A 22383-nucleotide genomic window follows, 5' to 3' on the forward strand; every position below is an offset into this window, starting at 1 on the left:
TCAAAGGCCGGCGTCTCGCAATTGGCGGCCGGCCTCCTCCAGGATCCGCAGATCGGCTCCAGGTCGCTGGGCCCGGTTGCCGAGATCGCGGCGCCAGTGCCGCGCGCCTCGTACCCCTTCCACGAGCTGCACCAAATGACGGCAGAGATCCCACAGTCGTCCGCCCCGTTGTAGATGGGCCTCTGCGTGGGGAATCAGTCCTGTCACCACATCCGACGCCAGGATCGTTCGGGGACCTTCATCGAAGATCACCGCATCCACGCTGGTCCAGCGCAGAGGATGGGAATAGGCAGCGCGTCCCACCATCGCTCCATCGCAGATCTCAAGGGCTTCCAGACAATCTTCAGGTGATTCCAGGCCGCCGTTCAGTTCAATCACCAGCTCCGGGCGACGTCGCTTGAGCGCCATCACGCGTTCATGCTGCAAAGGTGGAATCGTCCTGTTCTGTTTGGGGTCAAGTCCCTCCAGCCAGGCTTTTCGCGCATGAACGGCAAAGCGGCTGGCGCCCGCTGCCGCCACACGATCCACAAAAGCGGTCAGCAGAGCATCGCTGTCGAGATCATCGATGCCGATGCGATGTTTCACGGTGACAGGCAGATCGGTTGCGTTGCGCATCGCCTCGACGCAGCGGGCCACCAGATCGGGTTCTCCCATCAGGCAGGCACCGAAATTGCCAGCCTGAACCTTCTGGCTGGGACATCCCACGTTCAGATTGATCTCGTCGTATCCCCAGGCGCTGGCGAGACGGGCAGCTTCCGCGAGCAGGGTCGGGTCGTCCCCGCCCACCTGAAGGGCAATCGGGTGTTCCACCGGGTCGAAGTCCAGCAACCTGTCCCGTCGATCGGTGTGATGCAACGCCTGGGCCACCACCATTTCCGAATAGAGCAGTCCCCTCCGGGTGATCTGCCGCATCAGCACCCGGAAGTGGCGATCGGTGCAGTCGAGCATCGGTGCGACGCTGAATCGGAAGGCACCTGTGATGTCCGCTGTGGCGACGGTGTTCATGGATCCATGCTGCCTGCCGGTGAAGGCCCACTCCGGTTAGAACCGGCTCTGTTCATCCGGTGATGATGTCCTTCAGCAGCTTCGCTGTCTCGAGACGATCGCTTCTGGTTGCGGTGTCCGCAGGACTGGTGGGCTCCCTCTGGACACCGCGGCAGGTGCTGGCGGCGTCCAAGGCTGATGATCCCCAATGGAATCTGTCAGAGGAAGCCTGGCGTCAGCGGTTGTCTCCCGCGGCTTACAACGTGCTTCGTGACGAGGGAACCGAACGGCCCTTCACCAGTCCTCTGAACAACGAGAAGAGGACGGGGACCTATCACTGCGCCGGTTGTGATCTCGCCCTCTTTTCCTCTGAGGCGAAGTTCGACAGCGGCACCGGGTGGCCCAGTTTCTGGCAACCGCTGCAGGGTGCCGTCACCACGAAATTAGATTTCAAGTTGATCCTCCCCCGCACGGAGTATCACTGCAGTCGCTGTGGTGGTCATCAGGGCCATGTGTTTAATGACGGACCCCGTCCCACCGGCAAGCGCTTCTGCAACAACGGCGTCGCCCTCCGCTTCCAGCCCGCTTGATCTGATCGTCGTTGGCGGTGGACCAGCCGGATACATGGCAGCGATCACAGCTGCAGAGCAGGGGGTTCAGCAGGTCATGGTGCTGGAGGGCACTCCTGAGCCGCTCCAGAAGGTGCGCATCAGCGGCGGCGGTCGCTGCAATGTGACCCATGCCTGCTGGGACCCCCGCGAACTGACCACCCATTACCCCCGTGGCAGTCGACCTTTGCGGGGTCCCTTCAGCCACTTCGCCTGCGGCGATGCGATTGCATGGTTTGACGAGCACGGGCTCACCCTGGTGGAGGAACCCGATGGACGGATGTTTCCGCAGCAGAACCGTTCTGAGGCGGTGATCCAGTGCCTGCAGAAGGCGGCGAGGGCGTCGGGTGTACAGCTGCGTACGAAGGCCATGGTCCAGCAGTTGCGCGTTCACCCCGAACGGGGGTTTGTGCTCGAGGGCCGCGGCCTGGAGCCTTTGCATGCGCGCAGTGTGATGCTGGCCACGGGAGGGCATCCCAGTGGCCGAAAACTGGTGGAAGCCCTCGGGCACCAGGTGGTGCCGCCGGTGCCATCGCTGTTCAGCCTTGCGCTGCAGGCCCCGGAACTGACTGCCTGCAGCGGCATCGCCATTGACGATGTGGGCCTGGATCTGAAGCTGGGCAGCCAGCGGTTCCGCCAGACCGGGCGGGTGCTGATCACCCATCGCGGTCTGAGCGGGCCGGCCACCTTGCGCCTCTCGGCATTTGCGGCCAGGGCCCTGCATCAGAGCCGTTATCGGGGTGAGCTGAAGCTGGATTGGAGTGCTGGGTTGGGTCGTCAAGAGGTGGAGCAACGGCTCCAGCAATGGCGGCAGGACCAGGCCAGGAGAACCCTTTCAGCAGCCAAGCCCTTGGAGCATCTGCCACGGCGGCTCTGGCAGGCTTTCCTGACCATGGCTGGGGTGGAGGCGGATCGCCGTTGGGCCGATCTGCCGTTGAAGGCCGAGCGTCAACTGGTGGAGTTGCTCTGCGCGCAGCGTTTGTCGATCAAGGGGCGTGGACCCTTCGGGGAGGAGTTCGTCACCGCCGGCGGTGTCGCTTTGGGGGACGTCAACCTGGCCACGATGGAGAGCCGACGCTGTCCCGGTCTTTACCTGGCTGGTGAACTGTTGGACGTGGACGGAGTGACCGGCGGCTTCAATTTTCAGGCCTGCTGGAGTGGCGGTTGGTTGGCAGGTCAGGCGATTTCGCAAGCTCTCACTGAATCTGATCAAACACGGTGAACATCGGCAGGTACATCGCCAGAAGAATTGAGCCGACGATTCCACCTACAACGACAATCATGGCTGGTTCCAACATTGAGGTCAGCGCTTTCACCATTGCGCTGACTTCGTCCTCATAGAAATCAGCCACTTTGCTCAACATTTTATCCATTTCACCGGTTTCTTCCCCAATCGACAACATGTTCAGTGCCATATCCGGCAAAACCTTCTGACGGATCAGGGCTGTGCTCAACAGAACTCCTTCCTGGACAAGAGCTCTGGATTCGAGGATCGCATCGGAGATGATGGAATTTCCTGCAGTCTGGCTGGAGATCTCAAGGGACATCAGGATCGGCACGCCTGCTCGTGTAAGTGAACTGAAGATCCGGCAGAACTGCGCTGTTGCCGTCATCATGATCAGCTCTCCGAAGAGAGGAACTTTCAGCATCAGCCGGTCCACCTGACGGCGTCCGTTGTGCGTCTGGTAAAAACGGGCGAACATCCAAACCGCAATCAGGAGTGCGCCGACGATGTACAGAGCCATCACGGATCTCAGCAGTTTGCTCAGGTCGACCAGCAACTGGGTGAACGCTGGGAGTTCGGCTCCGAGATCTTCGAAGATTCCAGCGAACGTCGGAATCAGAAAGATTGTCATGCCCAGGAACACCAGGATTGCAATCACAAGAACGGCGACGGGATATCCGAGAGCACCCTTGATCTGGTTCTGAAGTTTGGCGTTGTCCTCGAGAAGTTTGGCAAGACGTTTGAGCGACTCATCGAGCACACCGCCGGCTTCGCCGGCTTCCACCATGGCGACACTCAGTTGATCAAAAACTTTCGGCCATTTCCTGATTGCGGTTCCGAGAGCAACGCCTTCATTCACATCAAGGCTCACCCTGACCAGAGCTCGCTTGAACATCGGCAGCTTCTGCTGTGTTGCCATCAGATCGAGGCTGCGCACGATCGGCACCCCGGCATCCACCAGGGCCGCCAGCTTGCTGGCGAACACGGCTTTCTCCTTCACCCCTGGTGCCTTTTCAAAGGCACGGCCGAGATCGAAAGACATCCCTCCACCAGCGTCTTTCTTCTCGCTTCCACGTGTGTCATTGCCACTCGGCTTCACGTCGGTGGCGCGGATGCCCCGTCGTCGAAGCTGTTTCCGCGCTTCGCTCAGATCAGCGGCCCTGACGGTCAGGGTGCGTGGCTGTCCGGTTGACCCGGTGTAGGTGGCAACAAAGCTGGCCATCGGTTAGGTACGGCGCCGCCGCTCAGGGATCACCGACCAGACGTTCCAGTTCCCCCGGCTTGCTGGCTTTGGCAGTGGCCTCAGCCATGCTGATTTCACCTTCTGCCACCATGTTCGCCAGCGCTTTTTCAAGTGTCTGCATGCCCAGTTCCCCACCGGTTTGGATCTGGGAATAGAGCTGAGCAGTCTTCCCTTCCCGGATCAGGTTGGCCGTCGCCGGGGTGTTGATCATGATTTCTTGTGCCATCACCCGACCGAACTGACCGGGAGCCGGATTCTGGCGGCGGCAGAGGGTCTGGGAGAACACGGCCACGAGACTTCCCGAGAGCTGCACACGGATCTGCGTTTGTTGGCCTGGCGGGAACACATCCACCATGCGATCCACCGTCTGGGCAGCCGAACTGGTGTGCAGCGTGCCGAACACAAGATGACCGGTTTCAGCAGCGCTGATGGCCAGTTGGATTGTTTCCAGGTCTCGCATTTCGCCGACGAGGATCACATCTGGGTCTTCCCGCAATGCCGCACGCAGGGCATTGGCGAAGCTCCTGGTGTCTTCGTTGAGTTGGCGTTGGTGCACCAGGCTTTTATCGCTCTGGTATACGAATTCGATCGGATCCTCGATGGTGAGGATGTGTTCGCTGCGGGTGTGATTGATGTGATCCAGCAGTGCAGCCAGGGTGGTGGTCTTGCCGGAACCTGTGGGTCCTGTGACCAGCACCAGGCCTCGTGGACGCTTGCTGGTTTCGATAACGACCGGAGGCAGGTTCAGAACCTCGATGCTGGGGATCTTGCTTCCCAGTGCCCTCAGGCAGGCGGCATAACTGCCCTTCTGCCGGTACACGTTCACCCGGAAACGGGCGACGCCTCTGAGTCCGTAGGCGCAGTCCAGTTCCCAGGTCTGTTCGAGGGTCTTGCGCTGGCTGTTGTTCAGCATCGAGAAGATCAGCCTGTTGCAGTCCTCCTCTTCCAGGGGTTCCTCCAGCATCGGGCGCAGTTCGCCGCTGAAACGTCCGTAGGGAGGCTGCCCGGTGGCGATGTGCAGATCGCTGCCGCCTGCTTCGACTAGCTGCACCATTAGTTCTTCGATCATCAGATTCATACCCATCTCCTCACTGGCGTTCCGTCAGGCAGTAGGGACATTCGAGCCAGCTCTCCTGAAGGCCGGCGCCACAACCGCTGCACGTCATTGTGCTGAGGGCCCGGGCTCTCCGCTCGGATTCCAGACCTGAATCCGTGAGGATCATGCGGCCCACCTCCTCGAGGGTGGTGTGGCCCTGTCGCACCAGCTCCAGGCTGTACCTCAGCAGCGTCTTCATTCCGGATTCCAGGGCCAGCTGCCTGATCACGTCGGTGGTCGCCCCCTTGGAGACTGCCGTTGCAATGTCCTCATTCATCCGCAGCACTTCATAGACACCGACGCGGCCCTTGTAACCACTGCCCTTGCAGCGGGGACAGACGGAGGTTCCCGGCGTTTGGTGTTGGGCCCGGAAAAAGGTCACCTTCGCTTCGTCGCTTGCCATCAGACCGAAGCGTCCAAGCTCCATCTGGCTGGGTCGGTAGGGCTCCCGGCAAGCGGTGCACACCCGGCGCATCAGACGCTGGGACACGATCCCGATCAGGGCAGCAGAGACCATGAAGGGCTCCACACCCATCTCGTCCAGCCGGGCGATCGTGCTCGGGGCATCGTTGGCATGAAGCGTGCTGAGCACCAGATGGCCCGTGAGAGCGGCTTCGATGGCAGTCTTCGCGGTTTCCAGATCGCGGGTTTCCCCCACCAGCAGCACATCCGGGTCCTGTCGCATGAAGGCTCTCAGGGCTGTCGCGAAGTCGAATCCCTTATCCCGGTTCACCTGGCTCTGAGTGATTCCAGGCAGCGTGTATTCGATCGGATCCTCGACGGTGGAGATGTTGATGCCGGGGTCGTTTCGCTCCGCCAGCAGCGAGTAGAGCGTTGTCGATTTGCCTGATCCGGTGGGGCCGGTCACCAGAATCATCCCGAACGGTTTAGATCCCAGTTCACGCACGAGGTCGAGGGTGATTGGATCGGAGATCAGCTGATCCAGTCCGAGCTGCGTTGAATCGCTGTCCAGAAGACGCAGCACCACCTTCTCGCCGTAACGGCTCGGAAGGGTGCTGACCCGGAAGTCGATCACCCGGTCTCGATACCGGCGGCGGATGCGTCCGTCCTGAGCCTGACGTCGTTCGGCGATGTCCAGGTCCGCCAGGATCTTGAAGCGGGAGGTGACTGCAGGGATCAACCGCCCCGGCAGTGGCTCGATGTATTGCTGAAGCACACCATCCTGTCGGTAGCGAAGCCTCAGACCCTTCTGCTGGGGTTCGACGTGGATGTCACTTGCGCCGACGGACATTGCCTGCAGCAGGATCCTGTCCACGAGACTCACCACCGGTGAGGCGTCGGCATCCCGCAGACTCGCCTCCAGGTCGATCGTGCCGCTGCTCTGCTCGGCCAGCTCTTCAGGGTCCTCCTCGAGCACCCCATCCACGGTGAATTCCTCCAGATAGGTGGCAGCCGTCTCTTCGACGGCCCGGTCCACCGAGGGGGAGGCCGTCGGGACCGGCTCGACGGCTTCGCGGGTCTCCGTCTTCTGGAGTGCGGCCTTCAGATCGCTTTCCAGCGAGTGATGCAGGCGGATCTGCCGACCGTTGCCAGGATGCTGAGCCAGGAACTCGCTTCGATCCTGTTCATCCCAGTGGCTGGGGACGGCGATGTCGAGATGGTCGTCGTCGATCGCAATCGGCAGAGCCCGAAGTGCGCGCCATTGATCCGCGTCCAGTCCTGTGCTTCCGTCCTGGAGAAGCTGCCACGAGCAGCTGAGCTGCTTCGGACCGGGGACGGTCTGCTGCAGCAACAGTTCCAGTTCCAGCCGTTACTGAGCCGGTTCTTCGGCATCTGGAATCGGCCGGGCCAGGGTCACGGGCGGGAGGTGAAGTGGAAGGTGCGGGCTTCCGCAACTTGTGGGATGTCTGCGTCGCCCTTCAACATGTCTAGGCAGCAATTCCTGACCGGTCAGCATGAGCGGCGACGCCTCCACCCCAGCGCAGGACCAGAACGCCGAGTCGATGGAGCCTGTCGCGTCCCCCGACGTTCAGGAATCGCCGGTTGAGCCCGGTACCACCGGAACGGATGTCGATCCTGCCGAGCGCCTGCAGCAGCTGGAAAAGGAGTTGCTGACCCTGCGTGCGGAACACGACGCCCTGCAGAGTCAATACATGCGAATCGCAGCTGATTTCGATAATTTCCGCAAGCGTCAGAGCCGGGATCAGGATGATCTACGTCAGCAGCTGGTCTGCTCGACGCTGAGCGAGATCCTTCCTGTTGTCGACAACTTCGAGCGCGCCCGTCAGCAGCTCAGCCCTGAGGGTGAAGAGGCTCAGGCCCTCCATCGCAGCTATCAGGGTCTCTACAAGCAGCTGGTCGAAGTCCTGAAGCAGCAGGGGGTCGCCCGGATGGAGGTGGTGGGTCAGGAGTTCGATCCCACGCTCCATGAAGCTGTTCTTCGTGAAGAGAACACGGAGCACCCCGAGGATGTGGTGATCGAGGAGCTGCAGCGCGGCTATCACCTCAACGGTCGCGTCTTGCGCCACGCCATGGTCAAGGTCTCGATGGGACCAGGTCCTTCCGGTGATGCTCCAGCTGCCGACAGCCACTCGGAACAGCCCCAGCCGGAACAGTCCCAGTCGGAGGACTCTTGATGGCTGATTTCTATGAGCTTCTCGGTGTTGCTCGGGATGCGGATGCCGACACCCTGAAGCGGGCCTATCGCCGCATGGCCCGTCAGTACCACCCCGACATCAACAAGGAAGCGGGTGCGGAGGATCGCTTCAAGGAGATCGGCAGGGCCTATGAAGTGCTCAGCGATCCGCAGAGTCGGGCCCGGTACGACCAGTTCGGAGAAGCAGGACTCGGCGGTGCCGCCGGAGCGCCTGATATGGGCGACATGGGCGGTTTCGCCGATCTCTTCGAGACGTTCTTCAGCGGTTTCGGAGGTGCACAGGCCGGGGGGCGTCAGCGACGACGTGGTCCTCAGCAGGGCGATGATCTGCGCTACGACCTCACCATCGATTTCGAGCAGGCGGTCTTCGGTCAGGAACAGGAGATCAAGATCCCTCATCTGGAAACCTGTGACACCTGCAATGGCAGCGGGGCCAAGCCGGGGAGCGGACCCACCACCTGCGGCACCTGCGGAGGGGCCGGTCAGGTGCGTCGCGCCACCCGCACGCCGTTCGGGAGTTTCACCCAGGTGGCGGAATGTCCGACCTGCGGAGGCACCGGACAGGTGATTGCCGATCCCTGCTCAGCCTGCGGTGGCCAGGGAGTGCATCAGGTCCGCAAGAAACTGCGGATCAACATCCCTGCCGGTGTCGATACCGGAACCCGTCTGCGGGTCTCGGGCGAGGGCAATGCCGGCCCCCGTGGCGGCCCTTCCGGGGATCTCTACGTGTTTCTCACCGTGAGGCCCCACCCCCGTCTCAAGCGGGATGGCCTCAACATTCACACCGAGGTGAACGTCAGCTATCTGCAGGCGATCCTCGGTGACACGATCGAAGTGGAGACCGTTGACGGTCCCACCGAACTGGAGATCCCGGCTGGAACCCAACCCGGATCGGTTCTGACCCTGTCCAACAAGGGGATCCCCAAGCTGGGAAATCCCGTCGCCCGAGGCGATGAACGCATCACGGTCACCGTTCAGCTTCCGAGTCGTCTCTCAGACGCCGAACGAGGGCTGCTGGAGCAGTTGGCCGGTCATCATTCGGCCCGTGGCAAGCAGCATCACCACCACAACAGCGGGCTGTTTGCCCGACTGTTCGGTCAGAAGGGATGAGCAGCGGTTCTCTGGATCTCAGGGGCACGCCCTGTCCGGTGAACTTCATCCGCTGTCGACTGGCTCTCGAAGCCTTGCAGCCTGGTGATCTCCTCAATGTCCAGCTGGATCGCGGCGAACCTGAAGAGATGGTGATCCCCGGATTGCGCGAAGCGGGTCACCGGGTGGAGATCACCGATGACTCCTCCAGCTGGATTGTTCTGCGTGTCGTCTGCGGGGGTTGATCAGCTGTGAGCGATGCCATCGGAATCGTTGTGGCGTTGCAGGCGAATTATCTGGAGGTGGAGCTGGACTCGGCTCCAGAAGGAGTTCCGCCGCGGCTGCTCTGCACACGGCGCACCCGTCTGAGCCATCGGGGTGAAGTGGTGCATGTCGGCGATCGGGTGGTTGTCGAGGCGATCGACAGCGTTCAGGGCCGCGCCGTTGTGGCTCGGGTGGATGCCAGAAGCAGCCTGCTGAGCCGACCCCCGGTGGCCAATGCCTCCACCGTGGTGGTGGCCCTCGCTGTCGAACAGCCCGGTTTCGATCCGGATCAGGCCAGTCGGTTTCTGCTCACCGCCGAACGCACCGGCCTCGCTGTTGAACTGCTTCTGACCAAGGCCGATCTGGTGAGCCGGGATCATCTGGAGGCTCTTGAGGTTCGTCTGCAGGGCTGGGGGTACGCGCCGATTGCGGTTTCCTCCAGGACTGATGAGGGGCTCGACCGGGTGCGGCAGAGACTTTCAGCCTCGCCGCTGACGGTCGTCTGCGGTCCTTCCGGTGTTGGCAAGAGCAGCTTGCTGAATCGACTGATGCCGCACCTGGCGTTGCGGGTCGGAGCTGTGTCCGGACGACTGCAGCGGGGTCGTCACACCACTCGGCACGTGGAGCTGTTTCCTCTAGCTGAGGGATGTCGCGTTGCGGATACCCCAGGCTTCAATCGACCGGATCTGCCGGATGAACCGAGGGAGTTCGCCCTGCTGTTTCCTGAGTTGCGTCACCAGCTGGATCCCTGGCCCTGTCGCTTCCGCGACTGCCTGCATCGGGCTGAGCCCGGCTGTGGCATTCGGAGGGACTGGGAACGTTATGACCTCTACACAACAGGGCTGGAGGAACTCTTGAAGCTCAGCCGCTCATCCCGGGCAGGTTGAGGTTGAGTCCTCCTGTGAGGTCCTCCATCCGCTGCTTCATCGTGGCGGTTGAAGCGTCGTAGGCCGCCTGCAGGGCTTCCAGGGTGGCGGCTTCGCAGGCGTCCTGACCCTCCTGGAGAAGCGCCGGATCGAGGCGCACCCGCAGCGGCTGCTGATTGCCGGAAAGCCAGATGCTGGCGCGGCCATCGGTACTGCTGCCCTCGATTTCCATTCCGTCCAGTTCCTCCTGCAGCTTCTGGGCGTCCTGCTGGATCTGCTGGGCCTTGCGGAAGGCTTCGGTCAGCTGACCGAAATTGGGTAGTCCGAACCCTGCCATCGTGGTGCTGAGGTAGTCGGCAGATTAAGCCGCTGTTGCGAAACCGAGGCGTTTCACTTCCGGATGCAGAGATAGTGCATGGCGTTCGTGCACCCGTGCCTGCACGAAGCTGATCAACCGGTCGATGTCCATGGCTGTGGCGGCACCGGTGTTGACGATGAAATTGGCGTGGACGGTGGACACCTCAGCGCCACCTATCCGCGTTCCCTTGAGGCCCAGGTCCTCGATCAGCCGACCGGCCTTGAGGGGTTCAGGATTGCGAAACACGCTGCCGCAGCTGGGTTGGCTGTAGGGCTGAGTGCTGGTGCGCTTGCTCAGGTTGTTTGAGGTGATGCGCCTCAGTTCCTGAGGGTCGTGCCCGGGCTCCAGCCGGAAGCGGGCCGAAAGCACCAGCAGGGGTTCGTTCTGCAGGCGGCTGTGGCGGTAATCGAATGCGAGCTGGTCGCGTGTCAGCTCGAAGCTTTCACCACCGGCCATCGGGATCACCTGAACAGATTCCAGCGATTCAGCTGTGCATCCACCCTGAGCACCCGCATTCATCACGGCGGCACCGCCGACCGTGCCGGGGATGCCGACGGCCCATGCCAGCCCCTGGAGACCGGCCTGTGCGACCCGGCGGGCCAGGGACGGGATCGGTTCCCCTGCGAGGGCCTGGACCAGGCCACTGCGCGCGTCCAACGTCACACCCTGCATGCGGCGAAGGCAGAGGGTGAGGCCGCTCAGGCCCTCATCGTTGATCAGCAGATTGGAGCCGGCGCCGATCACACGGCAGGGCAGATCGTTCTGATGCGCCCAGTCCAGCCATGCGGTCGTTTCCTCGATGGTGGTGGGTTCCGCCAGCCACTCCGCCGGTCCTCCCACACGCCAGGTGGTGAACTCGGCGAGAGGAACCTGCTTGCGGGAAGGGAGACCAGGCATTCCGATCAGGCGGCCACCGGTGTCCTGGACAGTCGTGACCACAGGCCGTTCACATCACCGGCTCCCATGGCCAGAACCAGGTCTTCAGGGCGGCTGGCGTCCCGCACGAGAGAGACCAGCTCATCGATGTTGTCGGCCACGTGGACGGGAAGCTCAGGTCTCAGGGCCCGCACACGGTCCGCCAGGGTGCGGCTGCAGACCCCTGCGATCGGTTTTTCACCTGCGGCGTAGACCGGGGCCAGCATCAGCGCGTCACAGTTCTGCAGGGCGAGGGCGAATTCACCGAGGAACTCCTGTGTACGGCTGTACCGGTGGGGTTGGAATACGGCCAGCAACCGGCGCGGCGGGCTGGGCAGAGGGCTGCGGCCGCTGTCCACCATCAATCGAGCCATCTCGAGAGTTGCTCTCACTTCGCTGGGGTGATGGGCGTAGTCATCAACGATGTGGCGCCCCTGCCAGGTGCCGCGCAGGTCGAAGCGACGCCCTGGGGTCTGCAGCACAGCCAGGCCTCCCATCAGTCGGTCCAGGCTCAGACCTTCCATTCGGCAGGCGGCAAGGGCAGCCGTGGCGTTGCTCAGGTTGTGCAGGCCCGGCATCGGCAGGGTGAATTCACCAACGGCTTTGCCGCTTTCGAAGAAACGGGCGTGACAGCGGTCACCGTCCAGCTGCAGAGGCAGGGCGGCGAAGTCGGCGTCGTCGCTGTTGCGGACCGACCACCAGGCATCGGCGTGGAAGTGTTTCCGCAGGATCGGATCGTCGTGGTTGGCCAGCAGGCGGCCGCAGCCATCTCCAAAGCGCTGCAGAGTCGTGATCAGGTCGTCCAAACCGCCGTAGTGGTCGGTGTGATCGAGCTCGAGATTGGTGATCACGCCAAGGCTTGCCTGGAACTTCACCAGTGAGCCATCGGATTCATCCGCTTCCGCAACCAGCAGTCGACCCTGACCCGCATGGCCGTTGCTGCCCAGGCAGGGGACGATCCCGCCGATCACGGCAGTGGGGTCTTCACCGGCCTGATGCAGAAGGGTGGTGATCAGTGAGCTGGTGGTCGTCTTGCCATGGCTGCCGGCCACCGCAATCGACGGCTGCCGGGAGATCAAGGCGGCGAGCAGATCGGAGCGATGCCAGATGTCCAGACCTTTTTCACGGGCCCGCATCAGTTCCGGATTGGTATCGGGGATCGCGGTGCTGATCACCACGATCGGTGCCTGATCGGACGACTCGAGAAGGGCGTTGATGGATGCGGCTGTCTGCTCGGAGAAGATGCGCACCCCGAGTCCGTGCAGGTTCTGCACCGTTGCGTTGTCCCGCGGGTCGGATCCACTCACCGGTTGCCCGCGATCCGCAAGGATCCTGGCTAGGGCTGACATGCCGATGCCACCGACCCCGATGAAATGTACGGGCTGGCGACTGTCGAGCAGGAGAGCCAAGGAACGTAGTCAGAGGCTTGAAAGATAAGGCAGTCCTTCAGTGTCGTCCTGGTTGTTTTGGGACAGATCGACCGTTGCTTTGACCAATCCGGCTGGGGTCAGAGCAAGGTTTTTGTTCTTATTTCTGTATGATCTGCGGCCAAAACCCTTCTGCGGCAATCCCGCTTCTGACATGACCCTGCGCGTTGCGATCAATGGATTCGGCCGGATCGGTCGCAATGTGATGCGGGGTTGGCTCAGCCGCGGCGCTGATACCGGAATCGAGATCGTGGGCATGAACTCCACATCCGACCCGAAGACCAGCGCTCACCTGCTGACCTACGACTCGATTCTGGGCAAGCTCGACCCCAGCGTCCAGATCGAAACCACTGACGAAACCATGACCGTCAATGGCAAGGAGATTAAGTTTTTCGCCGATCGCAATCCCCTCAACTGCCCTTGGAAAGACTGGGGCGTCGATCTGGTTCTCGAGTCAACCGGTGTCTTCAACACCGATGAAAAAGCAAGCCTGCACCTCGAGGCAGGTGCCAGCAAGGTGATCCTCACCGCTCCCGGTAAAGGCCCTGGAGTCGGTACCTTCGTCGTGGGAGTGAACGATCACGAATACCGCCACGAAGATTGGAAGATTCTTTCCAACGCCAGCTGCACCACCAACTGCCTGGCACCGATCGTCAAGGTTCTCGATCAGACCTTCGGCCTCGACTGGGGTCTGATGACCACGATCCACAGTTACACCGGTGACCAGCGGATCCTGGACAACAGCCATCGCGATCTGCGTCGTGCCCGTGCTGCGGCCCTGAACATGGTTCCCACCACCACCGGCGCCGCCAAGGCCGTTGCTCTCGTCTACCCGCAGGTGAAGGGCAAGCTCACCGGTTTTGCCATGCGCGTCCCCACTCCGAACGTCTCCGCGGTTGATCTGACCTTCGGTCCTTCCCGTGCCACCAGCGTCGATGAGGTCAAGGCTGTGATGAAGGCAGCCTCTGAGAACGGCATGAAGGGAATCATCAAGTACAGCGATCTGCCGCTGGTTTCGACCGACTACGCCGGCACCAACGAGTCCACCATTTTTGATGCCGATCTCACCTATGCCATGGGCGACAAGGCAGTGAAGATCCTGGCCTGGTACGACAACGAGTGGGGCTACAGCCAGCGTGTGGTTGATCTGGCCGAGGTCGTGGCCCGCAACTGGAAGTGATTCTCAGAGCTCTGGTCTGATGCCATTCCCTCCCCTCGGGGAGGGTTTTTTTATGCCGATCCGTAGTGATCGAAGCCGGACCCGGACAGTTCAACGGCAGCGTGATCTCCGCTCCAGATCAGGCTGTCTGGATTGGCGGTGATCCGTCCGAATCGCTGACTGCCGGGGAGTTCCCTGAGCCATGCTTCCGCCCAGTCCTCAGGAAGGCTGAGCACCAGTTCGAAATCCTCGCCGCCGGTCATGCACCAGCGGTCCCAGGGTTCTCCCGGCGGCCACTGCCCAGGGCGCGGCACTCGGGCATGATCCAGCTCCGCACCACAACCACTGCTGCTGCAAAGTGCCTGAACGGCTGCGAGCAGACCGTCGCTGCTGTCTGTGCCACCGGCACGCCAGGGAAGATGCGCCGGCTTGCAGTTCACCAGGGCCTTGAGGGCATCAAAGCGGGGAATCGGACGGCGATGCTGAGCAACGGCCTCGGCCTTGAGCGTTTCGGGCAGGTCGCCGTCCTGCAGGAGACGATCGTTCTGCAGCAGCGCCAGGCCAAGCCTGCTGAGGCCGTGGGGCCCGCTCGTCACCAGCACATCCCCTGGTCGCGCTGCGTTGCGGTGCAGTCGCAGAGGACCAAGACGGCCAAGGGCTGTGATCGAAATCAGTCGTTGGCTGCCGGTTGAGCAATCACCTCCCAGCAGAACCCCACCATGCTGTTCGAGAGCGGCCGCGATTCCTTCGTACAACCCATTCACCCAGCTCCATGGTGTTGTTCCCGGAGCCACCAGGGCGACCGTGATGCCGTCCACATGATCGGCACCGCTTGCCGCCAGATCGGACAGGTTGGCCGCCACGGCCCGCCAGCCTGCATCCATGGGGGCGGTGGTGCCGTCACTGAAATGGATGCCATCCACCAGCACATCGGTGTTGATCAGTAACGGACGCGGGTCCGCTCCCAGGCACGCGGTGTCGTCATCCAGCTGGCCGACCGGTGCGAAGCCCGCCAGCCGCCGCAGCAGCTCCGCTTCACCCAGGTCAGTCAGGGTTTCGATCATGCGTGCGATCGGAGGCCGTCGGCACCATCGATCACCTTGATCGATCGGATCCGGTCATCGGTGGTGAGCTCTTCGAGCACATCAAATCCCTCAACGACGTAGCCGAAAGCGGCGTTGCGACCATCCACCAGGTTGAGCCCTGCCGGAGTCAGCTCCGCTTCGTACAGGAACATGAAGAACTGGGACGATCCGTCGTCGATGGCCTGGGCCGAATGGGCCCAGCCCAGGGTGCCGAGCGTGGCGAAGGGCAGAGTCGGCGTCGCCTTGTAGAGGCCGACGTCTTCAAAGGTTTCGTTGTAGAGGGTCTCCGGTTCCTCGGGCACGCGAATCTCCAGGGGCACCTGGCGTTCTTGCCCTGTGGCGGGATCGACGTAGCCGATCTCCGGTCCCTCGGGATCTCCGCTCTGGATCACGTAGAAGTCCTCGGCGCGGATGAAGGGCAGGTCGTCGTAAAACCCCTTCAACGTCAGATCAACGAAGGCACCTGCCGTCAGGGGGGCGTTGTAGCCATCTACGACGGTGGTGAGATCCCCCTGCGTGGTGCTGATGGTGAGGGTTGCGCGCCCCTGCAGACGCGGCAGGGCATCGAATTCGGCAGGGATCGCGCGTTCGAAGCCGTCCTCGACCAGCAGAGCTTCCACATCACCGATATGGCGCAAGGTCTTGCGTCGATTGGCGATGAATTCCGGTTTGTCAGTGGCTTGAACGGTTTGCTGCAGATCCTCCAGGCCGGTGTCCACCTCTGCGAGCAGATCCTCGGCTCTGCTGCGCCGGTCTTCCGGGACCGCATTGAGGATGGTGCTCCGACGTGTGTTCAGGAGCGCCTGACTGCGGCTTACGGCCTTGCCGAGAGCACTCCAGCGCTTTGCCCGCAGGTCATTGCTGGTGAGCTCGAGACGATGCTGCAGGGTGCGGATGTCCTGCTGATCAAAGGGCAGGGCGTCCCTGAGGATCGCGGCCGGGTCCTTCACGGCATTCCCCTGCGGCAGTCCCGCCCAGGCGGGGGTCACCACAAGGAACAGTCCGGTGGTGATCAGGGTGATCAGGAGGGCTTTAAAACGCTGATGGGCCAAGGGGAACCCCAGTGCTGACGGGACTTTGGCACAGCCGTATGATCCCCTGAACCGTCCAGCCGGAATGATCTCCAGCAACGACTTTCGCACCGGCACCACGATCGAACTCGATGGTGCGGTCTGGCGCGTGGTGGAGTTCCTGCACGTCAAGCCCGGCAAGGGTTCCGCCTTTGTCCGCTCCAAGCTCAAGGCGGTGAAGAGCGGCAGCGTCGTGGAGAAGACCTTCCGCGCGGGCGAGATGGTTCCCCAGGCGATCCTGGAGAAGTCCTCTCTGCAGCACACCTACATGGAAGGGGAGGATTTCGTGTTCATGGATATGGCGTCCTATGAAGAGACCCGGTTGTCAGCCCAACAGATCGGAGAGAGTCGCAAGTACCTCAAGGAGGGAATGGAGGTGAACGTCGTCTCCTGGAACGGCAGCCCCCTGGAGGTGGAGCTGCCCAATTCCGTTGTGCTTGAGATCACCGAAACCGATCCGGGAGTGAAGGGAGATACAGCCACCGGCGGCACGAAGCCAGCCATCCTCGAGACAGGGGCTCAGGTGATGGTTCCCCTCTTCCTTTCCATCGGCGAGAGGATCAAGGTCGACACCCGCAACGACAGCTACCTCGGCCGCGACAACTGATCATCATGCAGCTCGATCACGACCAACTGCATCGGCTTCTTGAGGCGCTCGGTGAGAGCGACATTCAGGAATTCCGCCTTGAGAGCGACGATTTCCGACTGGAGATCCGGCGCAATCTCCCCACCCAGACCGTGATGACCACGGTGGCTCCGACTCCCGTCGCCGCTGCTGCCCCGATCGTGAGCGAGACCGCTCCCGCGTCCCCTCCTCCGGCCGCGGCTGCCACGCGCAGTGATCTGGTGGACATCACCGCACCGATGGTGGGCACGTTCTATCGGGCTCCTGCCCCTGGAGAGTCTCCGTTCATTGAAGTCGGAAACCGCATCAACGTCGGCCAGACCATCTGCATTCTCGAGGCCATGAAGCTGATGAACGAACTGGAGGCCGAGGTGAGTGGAGATGTGGTCGAAATCCTTGTTGACAACGGCACGCCCGTTGAATTTGGACAGGTGCTGATGCGCGTGAGGCCCGCCTAGGGCGTCGTCAGCTCCCAGGCCGCCTGCAGAGCAGCAATCATGCTCTGAGGTCGGGCGATTCCTCGTCCGGCGATGTCGAAACCGGTGCCGTGGTCCGGCGACGTGCGCAGGAAAGGCAGGCCCAGGGTGGTATTGACAGCTGCATCGAAGGCGAGCAGCTTCACCGGGATCAGCCCCTGATCGTGATAGAGGGCAAGGTATCCATGCGGTGCCGCGTCTTCATCCAGTCCTTGCCAGGCCCGTCCGGCGGCCAGCCAGCAGGTGTCCGGCGGCAACGGACCATCAAGGCGCACGTCCGGGTGCGCCAGCCGCCAGCGGTCCAGGGCGGGCCTGATCCAGTCGTTCTCCTCTGCTCCAAGTTGACCTTCCTCGCCGGCGTGGGGATTGAGACCGGCGAGTGCCAGGTGAGGTCTGGGATGGAAACGTTGGCAGAACGCCAGCAGAGCATCGAGCTTGTCGACCAGCACCTCTTCGTTCAGAACGTCGGGTACCTGCTGCAACGGGATGTGGGTGGTGGCCAGCAGGGTGTTCAGCCGCCAGCCGCTCAGGGGAGAACGTGCCGTGAACAGCATGGATGCTTGCGGGCAACCCGCCAGTTCAGCCAGGCGTTCGGTCTGACCGGGATAGATGTGTCCCGCTGCATGCCAGAGATGTTTAGCGATCGGTGCGGTGACCAGGGCGCGCGCGCCGCGGCTCACCAGATGGTCCACGGCGACGTTGAGCCAGTGGAAACTCGCTTCGCCGCTGCGTGCATCACCTTGCCCCGGCTGGATGGGAGCGATCAGTGGTCGATCCTCGATCCTCAGATGCTCCGGATCGGCCAAAGCCGTGCAGCCGAGCCGTCTCAACCGGTCGTGGGTCTCCAGCAGGGTTCGGCGACAGCCCACCAGCATCGGTTTCATCGCTTGCGGCAGCTCTGGAGAGGCAAGCGCCTTCAGCGTCACTTCCATCCCGATGCCCGCAGGATCCCCCAGAGCGATCACAAGGCGTTGGGTAGCGTCGTGGTCGGATGTCTCCATCGCTGTGCTGCGGTTGTTCCTGTTGGGTCTGCTGCTCGTGGGGCTGGCCACGGGGTTTCGAAATCAGTGGCTGACGGTGAACTGGAACAAGATGCTGGGAGACATGGGGTTGCCTGCCGCTGACACCGAGGAGGAACCCATCGATTTCAACCGCCTGATCATCGGTAACCCTGCTACGCCGGCGACGAAGGACTGACGTCCTGCTTCAGACAGTCCTGCAATCCGACGCGATAGTCGGGATGAAGCAGGTCATAACCGAGACCATCCCGCAGCAGATGATTGCTCACCCTTCGGTTCTCGCTCCAGAAGGAGCGTGCCATGGCACTCATCTGCAGACTGGCCTGCTCGAAGGTCTCCGTCTTCGGCGCGTTTCTGCCGAGCAGTGCACAGGCGTGGTCCAGAAGTTCGGTACTGGCGGCCGGTTCATCGTCGACAACATTGACTATGGCGGGATGCAAGCCCTCTTTTGAGCGATGCATCAGGTGCAGACAGGCACCGGCGATGTCCTCGACATGCACCCTGCAGAAAACCTGCCCGCTTTTGTCGATCCGACGGGCCCGACCCTCCTGCACTGTGTTGAGGACGGATCGCCCCGGGCCGTAGATGCCCGGCAGACGCAGGATCTGGATCGGCAGCCCGGAATTCCGCCAGGCCTCTTCGCAGTCCAGACGTCGCCGGCTGCGGGCTTGCCCGGGTCGTGCCGGGTCTGTTTCACGCACCCAGTTCCCCTGAGTATCGCCGTAGACCCCAGTGGTGCTGAGATATCCCACCCACTGCAACGGCATTGATTCCAGCTGGGATCGCAGGCAGTGCAGGGCGGGATCCTCTCCTTCCGGTGACGGCGGAATGGTGCTGAGCAGATGGGTGATGCCCTGCAAGGCATCAGGTTGCGGCAGCAGGTCGCGGTCGCTGTCGAAGAGCAGGTCGGCATCGGGCCGAGACGGATCGCGTCGTGTGCAGAGCACCGTGTTCCCCAGCCGCCGCAGCAGTGCCGCGAGCATCCGGCCGCTGTATCCCCCGCCAAGGATCAGGACTTTCGTGCTGGCAGGCAGAGCCCGGCTGCGGTTGACAAGCTCATTGAGCATCAGTACACCTGTATCAGTGCTTCGTTGTGGTCATGAGTTCGTCCTGTCTGCGGTCATGCGGTCCGGTGTCGACCGGCGAGGCTGCCGCTGTCCCTCTGTCCATCATTCTGCCTCTGCTCCTCTGCCTGGTGGCTGGGCTGCTGGCTCCGGAGGATCCAGTTGCTGACGCTTCGATCTGTCAGCGGCATCATCCGGAGCCGGTCTGTCGGGTCTGGTGAGGGTTCAGATGGTCTGGAAGGTCAGGTTCTTGTCACCTGTTCGGTCGGCGGGTGTGACCTGATTCGGCTGAGCCCACTGCAGCAACCTCAGAGCCAGACGCAGATCACCATCCATCCAGGCGCGGATCGCCATGGCCCTTCGGGGGTCATAGAAGCGCTGTCGCCGGTACCACTCGAAGACATCCGAATCAGACTTGTGACCGTTGCAGGACAGACATGCCGGGACACAGTTTTCGGTAACGCTCAGTCCACCTCTGCTGCGAGGAAGGACATGATCAATGGATTCGGAAGGTTTACCGCAGTAAATACAACTTTGACCGGTGTGAGTATGGAGGGATTGTCTCCAACGTCGGACGCGTAATTTCGGGCAGAGTTCGTCAAGAAAAACGGCATCTCTGCTGTGCATCCGAGTCAATCGGCTAAACGAATCTTGCCTCGAATGCATGCTCCGTCAATGTGTCGAGCGCTGCAAAAACAAAGGTTTCTCCAGCTCCAGAGGAAAACTTCATCTCTGCTCTTGCTCTCAAGCTGCCCGCCATTAAAGTGAATGTTTGTGGGGGGCGTTCACGACGCCATCGTCACCTGCTCACTGTTATCTAGGTCTGTCTCCCGCAGGTCTGATCCGTGTCGTAAGTCCATTCGATGCGGTCACACAGGCGCAGCTGAAACGGATCCGTCCCAGGGGGCATTGGCATGGCCCCGCCGCGGGCTGGGAATTCCCACTGGCTGCGGCGGATGCCCTGCAGAGGCAACTCGGCAAGCGGTTTCACATCGCGCCGGATTTGGAGCAATGGCTGAGCTGGAGCCGTCACCCTCTGCCGCCGATGCCGTCCCACAGAGATCTGGTGGCGTCGGCCGATCTTCAGCAGGTTCTGCCCGATGGTCGTCAGCCTCTGCGGCATCAGCGCAGCGGTGTGCGCTGGCTGTTGGCGCGACGGGGTGCATTGCTGGCCGATGAGATGGGTCTGGGCAAGACGCTGACGGCTCTGTTGGCGGCCCGCGCCATGGTCCGCTGCATGGAGGTGAGAGTTCTGGTGATCGCGCCCGTCGGGCTTCATCGCCACTGGCGTCAGGAGGCGGATGCCGTCGGTCTCTCCATTGCGTTGGCCAGCTGGGCCAGGCTTCCCGGGGATCTGCCGCCTGCCGGCACAGTGCTCCTGGTGGATGAGGCCCATTTCGCTCAGTCGATCCGGGCGAAACGCACGGCTGCCCTGCTGCGTCTGGCACGCCATCCCCGATTGCGGGCGATCTGGATGATCACCGGGACCCCGATGAAGAACGGGCGTCCTGCTCAGCTTTATCCACTCCTTGCTGCGATCGATCACCCGATTGCCCGCGACCGACGCAGCTATGAGGAACGGTTCTGCCAGGGCCATTGGCGTGAGCAGCGGGGACGTCAGCGCTGGCAGGCGGATGGTGCCAGTGAGCTCGAGGGGTTGAGGCGTCTCACCCGTCCGCTGATCCTTCATCGCCGCAAAGCCCAGGTGCTGGATCTTCCCCCCAAGCGGCGTGCACTGCATCCTGTCGAGCTCACGGAGCGGGAGGCGCTCGGCTTCGATCACCGCGTCGATCTCGTTGTGGAGGACTATCGACACCGGGTCAGGCTCGGTCAGGTGCGCTCCGATGCCGAGCCTCTGGCGGTGCTGACCTCTCTGCGTCGGATCGCCTCGGAGTTCAAGCTCCCCGCCCTGGAGACCCTGTTGTCACGGTTGCGCTCAGACGGGCAAGCCGTGGTGGTCTTCAGTGGTTTCGTTGATCCGCTGGTGCTGCTGCATCAGCGGGTCGGGGGAGAGCTGCTCACTGGACGTCAGCGTCCACAGGATCGTCAGCGCGCTGTGGATCGCTTTCAGCAGCAGGACTGCGATCTGCTGCTCGCCACTTACGGCACGGGCGGGCTTGGATTCACCCTGCATCGGGCGAGACATGTGGTGCTTCTGGAACGTCCCTGGACTCCAGGAGATCTGGAGCAGGCGGAGGATCGCTGTCATCGGCTCGGAATGGGGGATGGGCTGACCTGCCACTGGCTGCAGCTCGGTCCTGCTGATCAGCTGGTGGATGGTCTGGTGGCCAGCAAGGCCGAGCGCATCGATGTCTTGCTTGGACCTCGTCGCATCGCCCTCGAGCGTCAGTCCCTGCCTGCCATGGTGCGTTCCTGCTTGCAGGCTGCCTGACGCACACTCAGCTCATGACGCAGCATCGGCTCAACGGCGGCACCCCGTCGTTGCTGCAGCTGGATCGCTTGCGCGACGTTCTCACAGGCCTGTGCCGTCCTGCCGAGCAGGTTGAGCACAAGGGCGCGATCGCTTCGTGCAGCGGGGTCCTCCGGTGTCTCCTTCACGGCAATATCACAGCGATCAAGGACTGCTTCCAGCTGATCTGCCCTGAAGGCCTCAAGACAGCCTTGTGCTGCGGCGTTGTTCTGAGCTGACGGCCTTGTGTCCGGGGGCTCCGGTGCCCGGCAGCCGAAGTTGATCAGGAGGCATGCGGCGATCGGAATCAGCAGGATTCCCCGTTTCTCAGTAGCTGTATCGGCTCTCGTCGAATGTCTCAGAACCGCTGGGAGTGTCGCTGGTTGGTGCAGGGGAAGGTCGGCCACTGGAGATGGAGGTCTGCGTGCTGCCTCCGAACAGATCGCCGAGGAACTGGCCACAGTCGGGGAAATTGCCGGGGTCGTTGACCACCGACTCGGTGATCATCACAGAGGCGTGCTGCGGCGATGTCTTGAACGGTCCTTTCCCCTGGCGCTTGATCACGGCGTAGGCCGCATTCCAGCTCACGGCGTGGTCATTACCGCTGGAGCGCATGTAGCAGTAGATCTTGGCGCCCTTGTCCTGCTTGCGTTCCGCAGCATCGGCCACGGTGGCAGCGCAGACACCGATCAGGCCGAGGCTGACCAGGGCCGGAAAGGGAGCGAAACCTCGCATGAACCGATGCTGCGGAAACTGGGCCAACGGTATCGATCGGGGCTGCGG

General features: G+C 62.3%; 26 protein-coding genes. 12 read left to right on the forward strand and 14 right to left on the reverse strand.

What is annotated here, in order from left to right; translation table 11 throughout:
• A complete protein-coding gene (gene dusA / locus SynA15127_RS00075; protein WP_186484519.1) occupies nt 1-1005 on the reverse strand; it encodes a tRNA dihydrouridine(20/20a) synthase DusA in 1005 nt (334 codons plus the stop codon).
• 65 nt (nt 1006-1070) lie between these two features.
• Here dusA and msrB point away from each other — a divergent pair, with 65 nt between their 5' ends.
• The gene (gene msrB / locus SynA15127_RS00080) at nt 1071-1574 is read left to right on the forward strand and encodes a peptide-methionine (R)-S-oxide reductase MsrB (RefSeq protein WP_186484520.1); all 504 of its coding nucleotides are present in this window, start codon (nt 1071-1073) and stop codon (nt 1572-1574) included.
• Between the two features lie 34 nt (nt 1575-1608).
• A complete protein-coding gene (locus SynA15127_RS00085; protein ID WP_370594004.1) occupies nt 1609-2814 on the forward strand; it encodes an NAD(P)/FAD-dependent oxidoreductase in 1206 nt (401 codons plus the stop codon).
• Here the strand turns inward: SynA15127_RS00085 and SynA15127_RS00090 are convergent.
• The 3 genes from SynA15127_RS00090 to SynA15127_RS00100 are packed head-to-tail and all read right to left on the reverse strand — an operon-like array spanning nt 2789 to nt 6909.
• A complete protein-coding gene (locus SynA15127_RS00090; RefSeq protein WP_186484522.1) occupies nt 2789-4039 on the reverse strand; it encodes a type II secretion system F family protein in 1251 nt (416 codons plus the stop codon). The genes SynA15127_RS00085 and SynA15127_RS00090 overlap by 26 nt on opposite strands.
• A 22-nt stretch (nt 4040-4061) precedes the next feature.
• The gene (locus SynA15127_RS00095) at nt 4062-5138 is read right to left on the reverse strand and encodes a type IV pilus twitching motility protein PilT (RefSeq protein ID WP_186485493.1); all 1077 of its coding nucleotides are present in this window, start codon (nt 5136-5138) and stop codon (nt 4062-4064) included.
• Nucleotides 5139-5148: 10 nt separating this feature from the next.
• On the reverse strand, nt 5149-6909 hold the full coding sequence (locus SynA15127_RS00100; protein ID WP_255475520.1) for a GspE/PulE family protein: 1761 nt from the start codon (nt 6907-6909) through the stop codon (nt 5149-5151).
• Nucleotides 6910-7072: 163 nt separating this feature from the next.
• Between SynA15127_RS00100 and grpE the strand changes: the two genes are divergently transcribed.
• Genes grpE through rsgA form a run of 4 tightly spaced genes read left to right on the forward strand, consistent with a single transcriptional unit; the run spans nt 7073 to nt 10013 of the window.
• Nucleotides 7073-7753 (forward strand): nucleotide exchange factor GrpE, encoded by a 681-nt coding sequence (grpE, locus tag SynA15127_RS00105; protein WP_186484523.1) that lies wholly within the window; start codon nt 7073-7075, stop codon nt 7751-7753.
• Nucleotides 7753-8883 carry a molecular chaperone DnaJ gene (gene dnaJ, locus SynA15127_RS00110; RefSeq protein ID WP_186484524.1) on the forward strand — a complete coding sequence of 377 codons (1131 nt, stop codon included), beginning with the start codon at nt 7753-7755 and terminating at the stop codon, nt 8881-8883. The genes grpE and dnaJ overlap by 1 nt, the downstream gene beginning before the upstream one ends.
• On the forward strand, nt 8880-9107 hold the full coding sequence (locus SynA15127_RS00115; protein WP_043693985.1) for a sulfurtransferase TusA family protein: 228 nt from the start codon (nt 8880-8882) through the stop codon (nt 9105-9107). Before dnaJ ends, SynA15127_RS00115 begins: the two co-directional genes overlap by 4 nt.
• A 6-nt stretch (nt 9108-9113) precedes the next feature.
• Nucleotides 9114-10013: a ribosome small subunit-dependent GTPase A gene (gene rsgA / locus SynA15127_RS00120; protein ID WP_186484525.1), complete on the forward strand. Its 900-nt coding sequence runs from the start codon at nt 9114-9116 to the stop codon at nt 10011-10013.
• Here rsgA and SynA15127_RS00125 read toward each other — a convergent pair.
• Genes SynA15127_RS00125 through murC form a run of 3 tightly spaced genes read right to left on the reverse strand, consistent with a single transcriptional unit; the run spans nt 9988 to nt 12674 of the window.
• Nucleotides 9988-10329: a YbaB/EbfC family nucleoid-associated protein gene (locus tag SynA15127_RS00125; RefSeq protein WP_186484526.1), complete on the reverse strand. Its 342-nt coding sequence runs from the start codon at nt 10327-10329 to the stop codon at nt 9988-9990. The genes rsgA and SynA15127_RS00125 overlap by 26 nt on opposite strands.
• 24 nt (nt 10330-10353) lie before the next feature.
• Nucleotides 10354-11247 (reverse strand): UDP-N-acetylmuramate dehydrogenase, encoded by an 894-nt coding sequence (gene murB, locus SynA15127_RS00130; protein WP_186485495.1) that lies wholly within the window; start codon nt 11245-11247, stop codon nt 10354-10356.
• Nucleotides 11248-11252: 5 nt separating this feature from the next.
• A complete protein-coding gene (gene murC, locus SynA15127_RS00135) occupies nt 11253-12674 on the reverse strand; it encodes a UDP-N-acetylmuramate--L-alanine ligase (RefSeq protein WP_186484527.1) in 1422 nt (473 codons plus the stop codon).
• Between the two features lie 172 nt (nt 12675-12846).
• Between murC and gap the strand changes: the two genes are divergently transcribed.
• Entirely contained in the window at nt 12847-13872 is a 1026-nt protein-coding gene (gap, locus tag SynA15127_RS00140; protein ID WP_186484528.1) for a type I glyceraldehyde-3-phosphate dehydrogenase, read from the forward strand.
• Nucleotides 13873-13922: 50 nt separating this feature from the next.
• Here gap and thiL read toward each other — a convergent pair whose 3' ends face one another.
• Both thiL and SynA15127_RS00150 read right to left on the reverse strand, forming a co-directional pair.
• Nucleotides 13923-14915 carry a thiamine-phosphate kinase gene (gene thiL / locus SynA15127_RS00145; protein WP_186484529.1) on the reverse strand — a complete coding sequence of 331 codons (993 nt, stop codon included), beginning with the start codon at nt 14913-14915 and terminating at the stop codon, nt 13923-13925.
• A complete protein-coding gene (locus SynA15127_RS00150; RefSeq protein WP_186484530.1) occupies nt 14912-15988 on the reverse strand; it encodes a peptidylprolyl isomerase in 1077 nt (358 codons plus the stop codon). The genes thiL and SynA15127_RS00150 overlap by 4 nt, the downstream gene beginning before the upstream one ends.
• Before the next feature lie 64 nt (nt 15989-16052).
• On the opposite strand from SynA15127_RS00150, the gene efp reads away from it, so the two are divergent.
• Complete coding sequence (gene efp, locus SynA15127_RS00155; protein WP_186484531.1) at nt 16053-16613, forward strand: elongation factor P; 561 nt, start codon at nt 16053-16055, stop codon at nt 16611-16613.
• Nucleotides 16614-16618: 5 nt separating this feature from the next.
• Nucleotides 16619-17089, forward strand: coding sequence for an acetyl-CoA carboxylase biotin carboxyl carrier protein (accB, locus tag SynA15127_RS00160; RefSeq protein WP_043694008.1), 471 nt, complete (start codon nt 16619-16621; stop codon nt 17087-17089).
• Here the strand turns inward: accB and pdxA are convergent.
• Nucleotides 17086-18108, reverse strand: a complete 1023-nt coding sequence (gene pdxA / locus SynA15127_RS00165) for a 4-hydroxythreonine-4-phosphate dehydrogenase PdxA (RefSeq protein WP_186484532.1) — start codon at nt 18106-18108, stop codon at nt 17086-17088. The genes accB and pdxA overlap by 4 nt on opposite strands.
• A gap of 4 nt (nt 18109-18112) precedes the next feature.
• On the opposite strand from pdxA, the gene SynA15127_RS00170 reads away from it, so the two are divergent.
• Nucleotides 18113-18304, forward strand: a complete 192-nt coding sequence (locus SynA15127_RS00170) for a hypothetical protein (protein WP_186484533.1) — start codon at nt 18113-18115, stop codon at nt 18302-18304.
• Here the strand turns inward: SynA15127_RS00170 and SynA15127_RS00175 are convergent.
• Nucleotides 18282-19193 (reverse strand): SDR family oxidoreductase, encoded by a 912-nt coding sequence (locus SynA15127_RS00175; RefSeq protein WP_186484534.1) that lies wholly within the window; start codon nt 19191-19193, stop codon nt 18282-18284. The two genes, SynA15127_RS00170 and SynA15127_RS00175, sit on opposite strands and share 23 nt — an antisense overlap.
• 32 nt (nt 19194-19225) lie before the next feature.
• Between SynA15127_RS00175 and SynA15127_RS00180 the strand changes: the two genes are divergently transcribed.
• Nucleotides 19226-19411 (forward strand): hypothetical protein, encoded by a 186-nt coding sequence (locus SynA15127_RS00180; protein ID WP_186484535.1) that lies wholly within the window; start codon nt 19226-19228, stop codon nt 19409-19411.
• 4 nt (nt 19412-19415) lie between these two features.
• Here the strand turns inward: SynA15127_RS00180 and SynA15127_RS00185 are convergent, their stop codons facing one another.
• Nucleotides 19416-19817 (reverse strand): HNH endonuclease, encoded by a 402-nt coding sequence (locus SynA15127_RS00185; RefSeq protein ID WP_186484536.1) that lies wholly within the window; start codon nt 19815-19817, stop codon nt 19416-19418.
• A gap of 145 nt (nt 19818-19962) precedes the next feature.
• Here SynA15127_RS00185 and SynA15127_RS00190 point away from each other — a divergent pair, with 145 nt between their 5' ends.
• A complete protein-coding gene (locus tag SynA15127_RS00190; RefSeq protein ID WP_370594005.1) occupies nt 19963-21582 on the forward strand; it encodes a DEAD/DEAH box helicase in 1620 nt (539 codons plus the stop codon).
• Here the strand turns inward: SynA15127_RS00190 and SynA15127_RS13445 are convergent.
• The gene (locus tag SynA15127_RS13445; protein WP_255475521.1) at nt 21537-22007 is read right to left on the reverse strand and encodes a hypothetical protein; all 471 of its coding nucleotides are present in this window, start codon (nt 22005-22007) and stop codon (nt 21537-21539) included. The two genes, SynA15127_RS00190 and SynA15127_RS13445, sit on opposite strands and share 46 nt — an antisense overlap.
• Nucleotides 21928-22335 (reverse strand): DUF6554 family protein, encoded by a 408-nt coding sequence (locus SynA15127_RS00200; protein ID WP_186484537.1) that lies wholly within the window; start codon nt 22333-22335, stop codon nt 21928-21930. Before SynA15127_RS00200 ends, SynA15127_RS13445 begins: the two co-directional genes overlap by 80 nt.
• Nucleotides 22336-22383: the final 48 nt, after the last annotated feature.

This window comes from Synechococcus sp. A15-127 (genome assembly GCF_014280215.1).
Classification (GTDB): domain Bacteria; phylum Cyanobacteriota; class Cyanobacteriia; order PCC-6307; family Cyanobiaceae; genus Parasynechococcus.

Bases quoted from the DNA above. Each gene is read 5' to 3' on its own strand.
- grpE (WP_186484523.1), top strand. From the start codon at position 7,073: ATGAGCGGCGACGCCTCCACCCCAGCGCAGGACCAGAACGCCGAGTCG.
- dnaJ (WP_186484524.1), top strand. From the start codon at position 7,753: ATGGCTGATTTCTATGAGCTTCTCGGTGTTGCTCGGGATGCGGATGCC.
- SynA15127_RS00085 (WP_370594004.1), top strand. From the start codon at position 1,609: ATGGCAGCGATCACAGCTGCAGAGCAGGGGGTTCAGCAGGTCATGGTG.
- gap (WP_186484528.1), top strand. From the start codon at position 12,847: ATGACCCTGCGCGTTGCGATCAATGGATTCGGCCGGATCGGTCGCAAT.
- SynA15127_RS00180 (WP_186484535.1), top strand. From the start codon at position 19,226: ATGAGTTCGTCCTGTCTGCGGTCATGCGGTCCGGTGTCGACCGGCGAG.
- SynA15127_RS00125 (WP_186484526.1), bottom strand. From the start codon at position 10,329: ATGGCAGGGTTCGGACTACCCAATTTCGGTCAGCTGACCGAAGCCTTC.
- msrB (WP_186484520.1), top strand. From the start codon at position 1,071: ATGTCCTTCAGCAGCTTCGCTGTCTCGAGACGATCGCTTCTGGTTGCG.
- efp (WP_186484531.1), top strand. From the start codon at position 16,053: ATGATCTCCAGCAACGACTTTCGCACCGGCACCACGATCGAACTCGAT.
- SynA15127_RS00175 (WP_186484534.1), bottom strand. From the start codon at position 19,193: ATGCTCAATGAGCTTGTCAACCGCAGCCGGGCTCTGCCTGCCAGCACG.
- dusA (WP_186484519.1), bottom strand. From the start codon at position 1,005: ATGAACACCGTCGCCACAGCGGACATCACAGGTGCCTTCCGATTCAGC.
- pdxA (WP_186484532.1), bottom strand. From the start codon at position 18,108: ATGGAGACATCCGACCACGACGCTACCCAACGCCTTGTGATCGCTCTG.
- SynA15127_RS00200 (WP_186484537.1), bottom strand. From the start codon at position 22,335: ATGCGAGGTTTCGCTCCCTTTCCGGCCCTGGTCAGCCTCGGCCTGATC.
- thiL (WP_186484529.1), bottom strand. From the start codon at position 14,915: ATGATCGAAACCCTGACTGACCTGGGTGAAGCGGAGCTGCTGCGGCGG.
- SynA15127_RS00185 (WP_186484536.1), bottom strand. From the start codon at position 19,817: ATGCACAGCAGAGATGCCGTTTTTCTTGACGAACTCTGCCCGAAATTA.
- SynA15127_RS00090 (WP_186484522.1), bottom strand. From the start codon at position 4,039: ATGGCCAGCTTTGTTGCCACCTACACCGGGTCAACCGGACAGCCACGC.
- SynA15127_RS00115 (WP_043693985.1), top strand. From the start codon at position 8,880: ATGAGCAGCGGTTCTCTGGATCTCAGGGGCACGCCCTGTCCGGTGAAC.
- accB (WP_043694008.1), top strand. From the start codon at position 16,619: ATGCAGCTCGATCACGACCAACTGCATCGGCTTCTTGAGGCGCTCGGT.
- murB (WP_186485495.1), bottom strand. From the start codon at position 11,247: ATGCCTGGTCTCCCTTCCCGCAAGCAGGTTCCTCTCGCCGAGTTCACC.
- SynA15127_RS00095 (WP_186485493.1), bottom strand. From the start codon at position 5,138: ATGAATCTGATGATCGAAGAACTAATGGTGCAGCTAGTCGAAGCAGGC.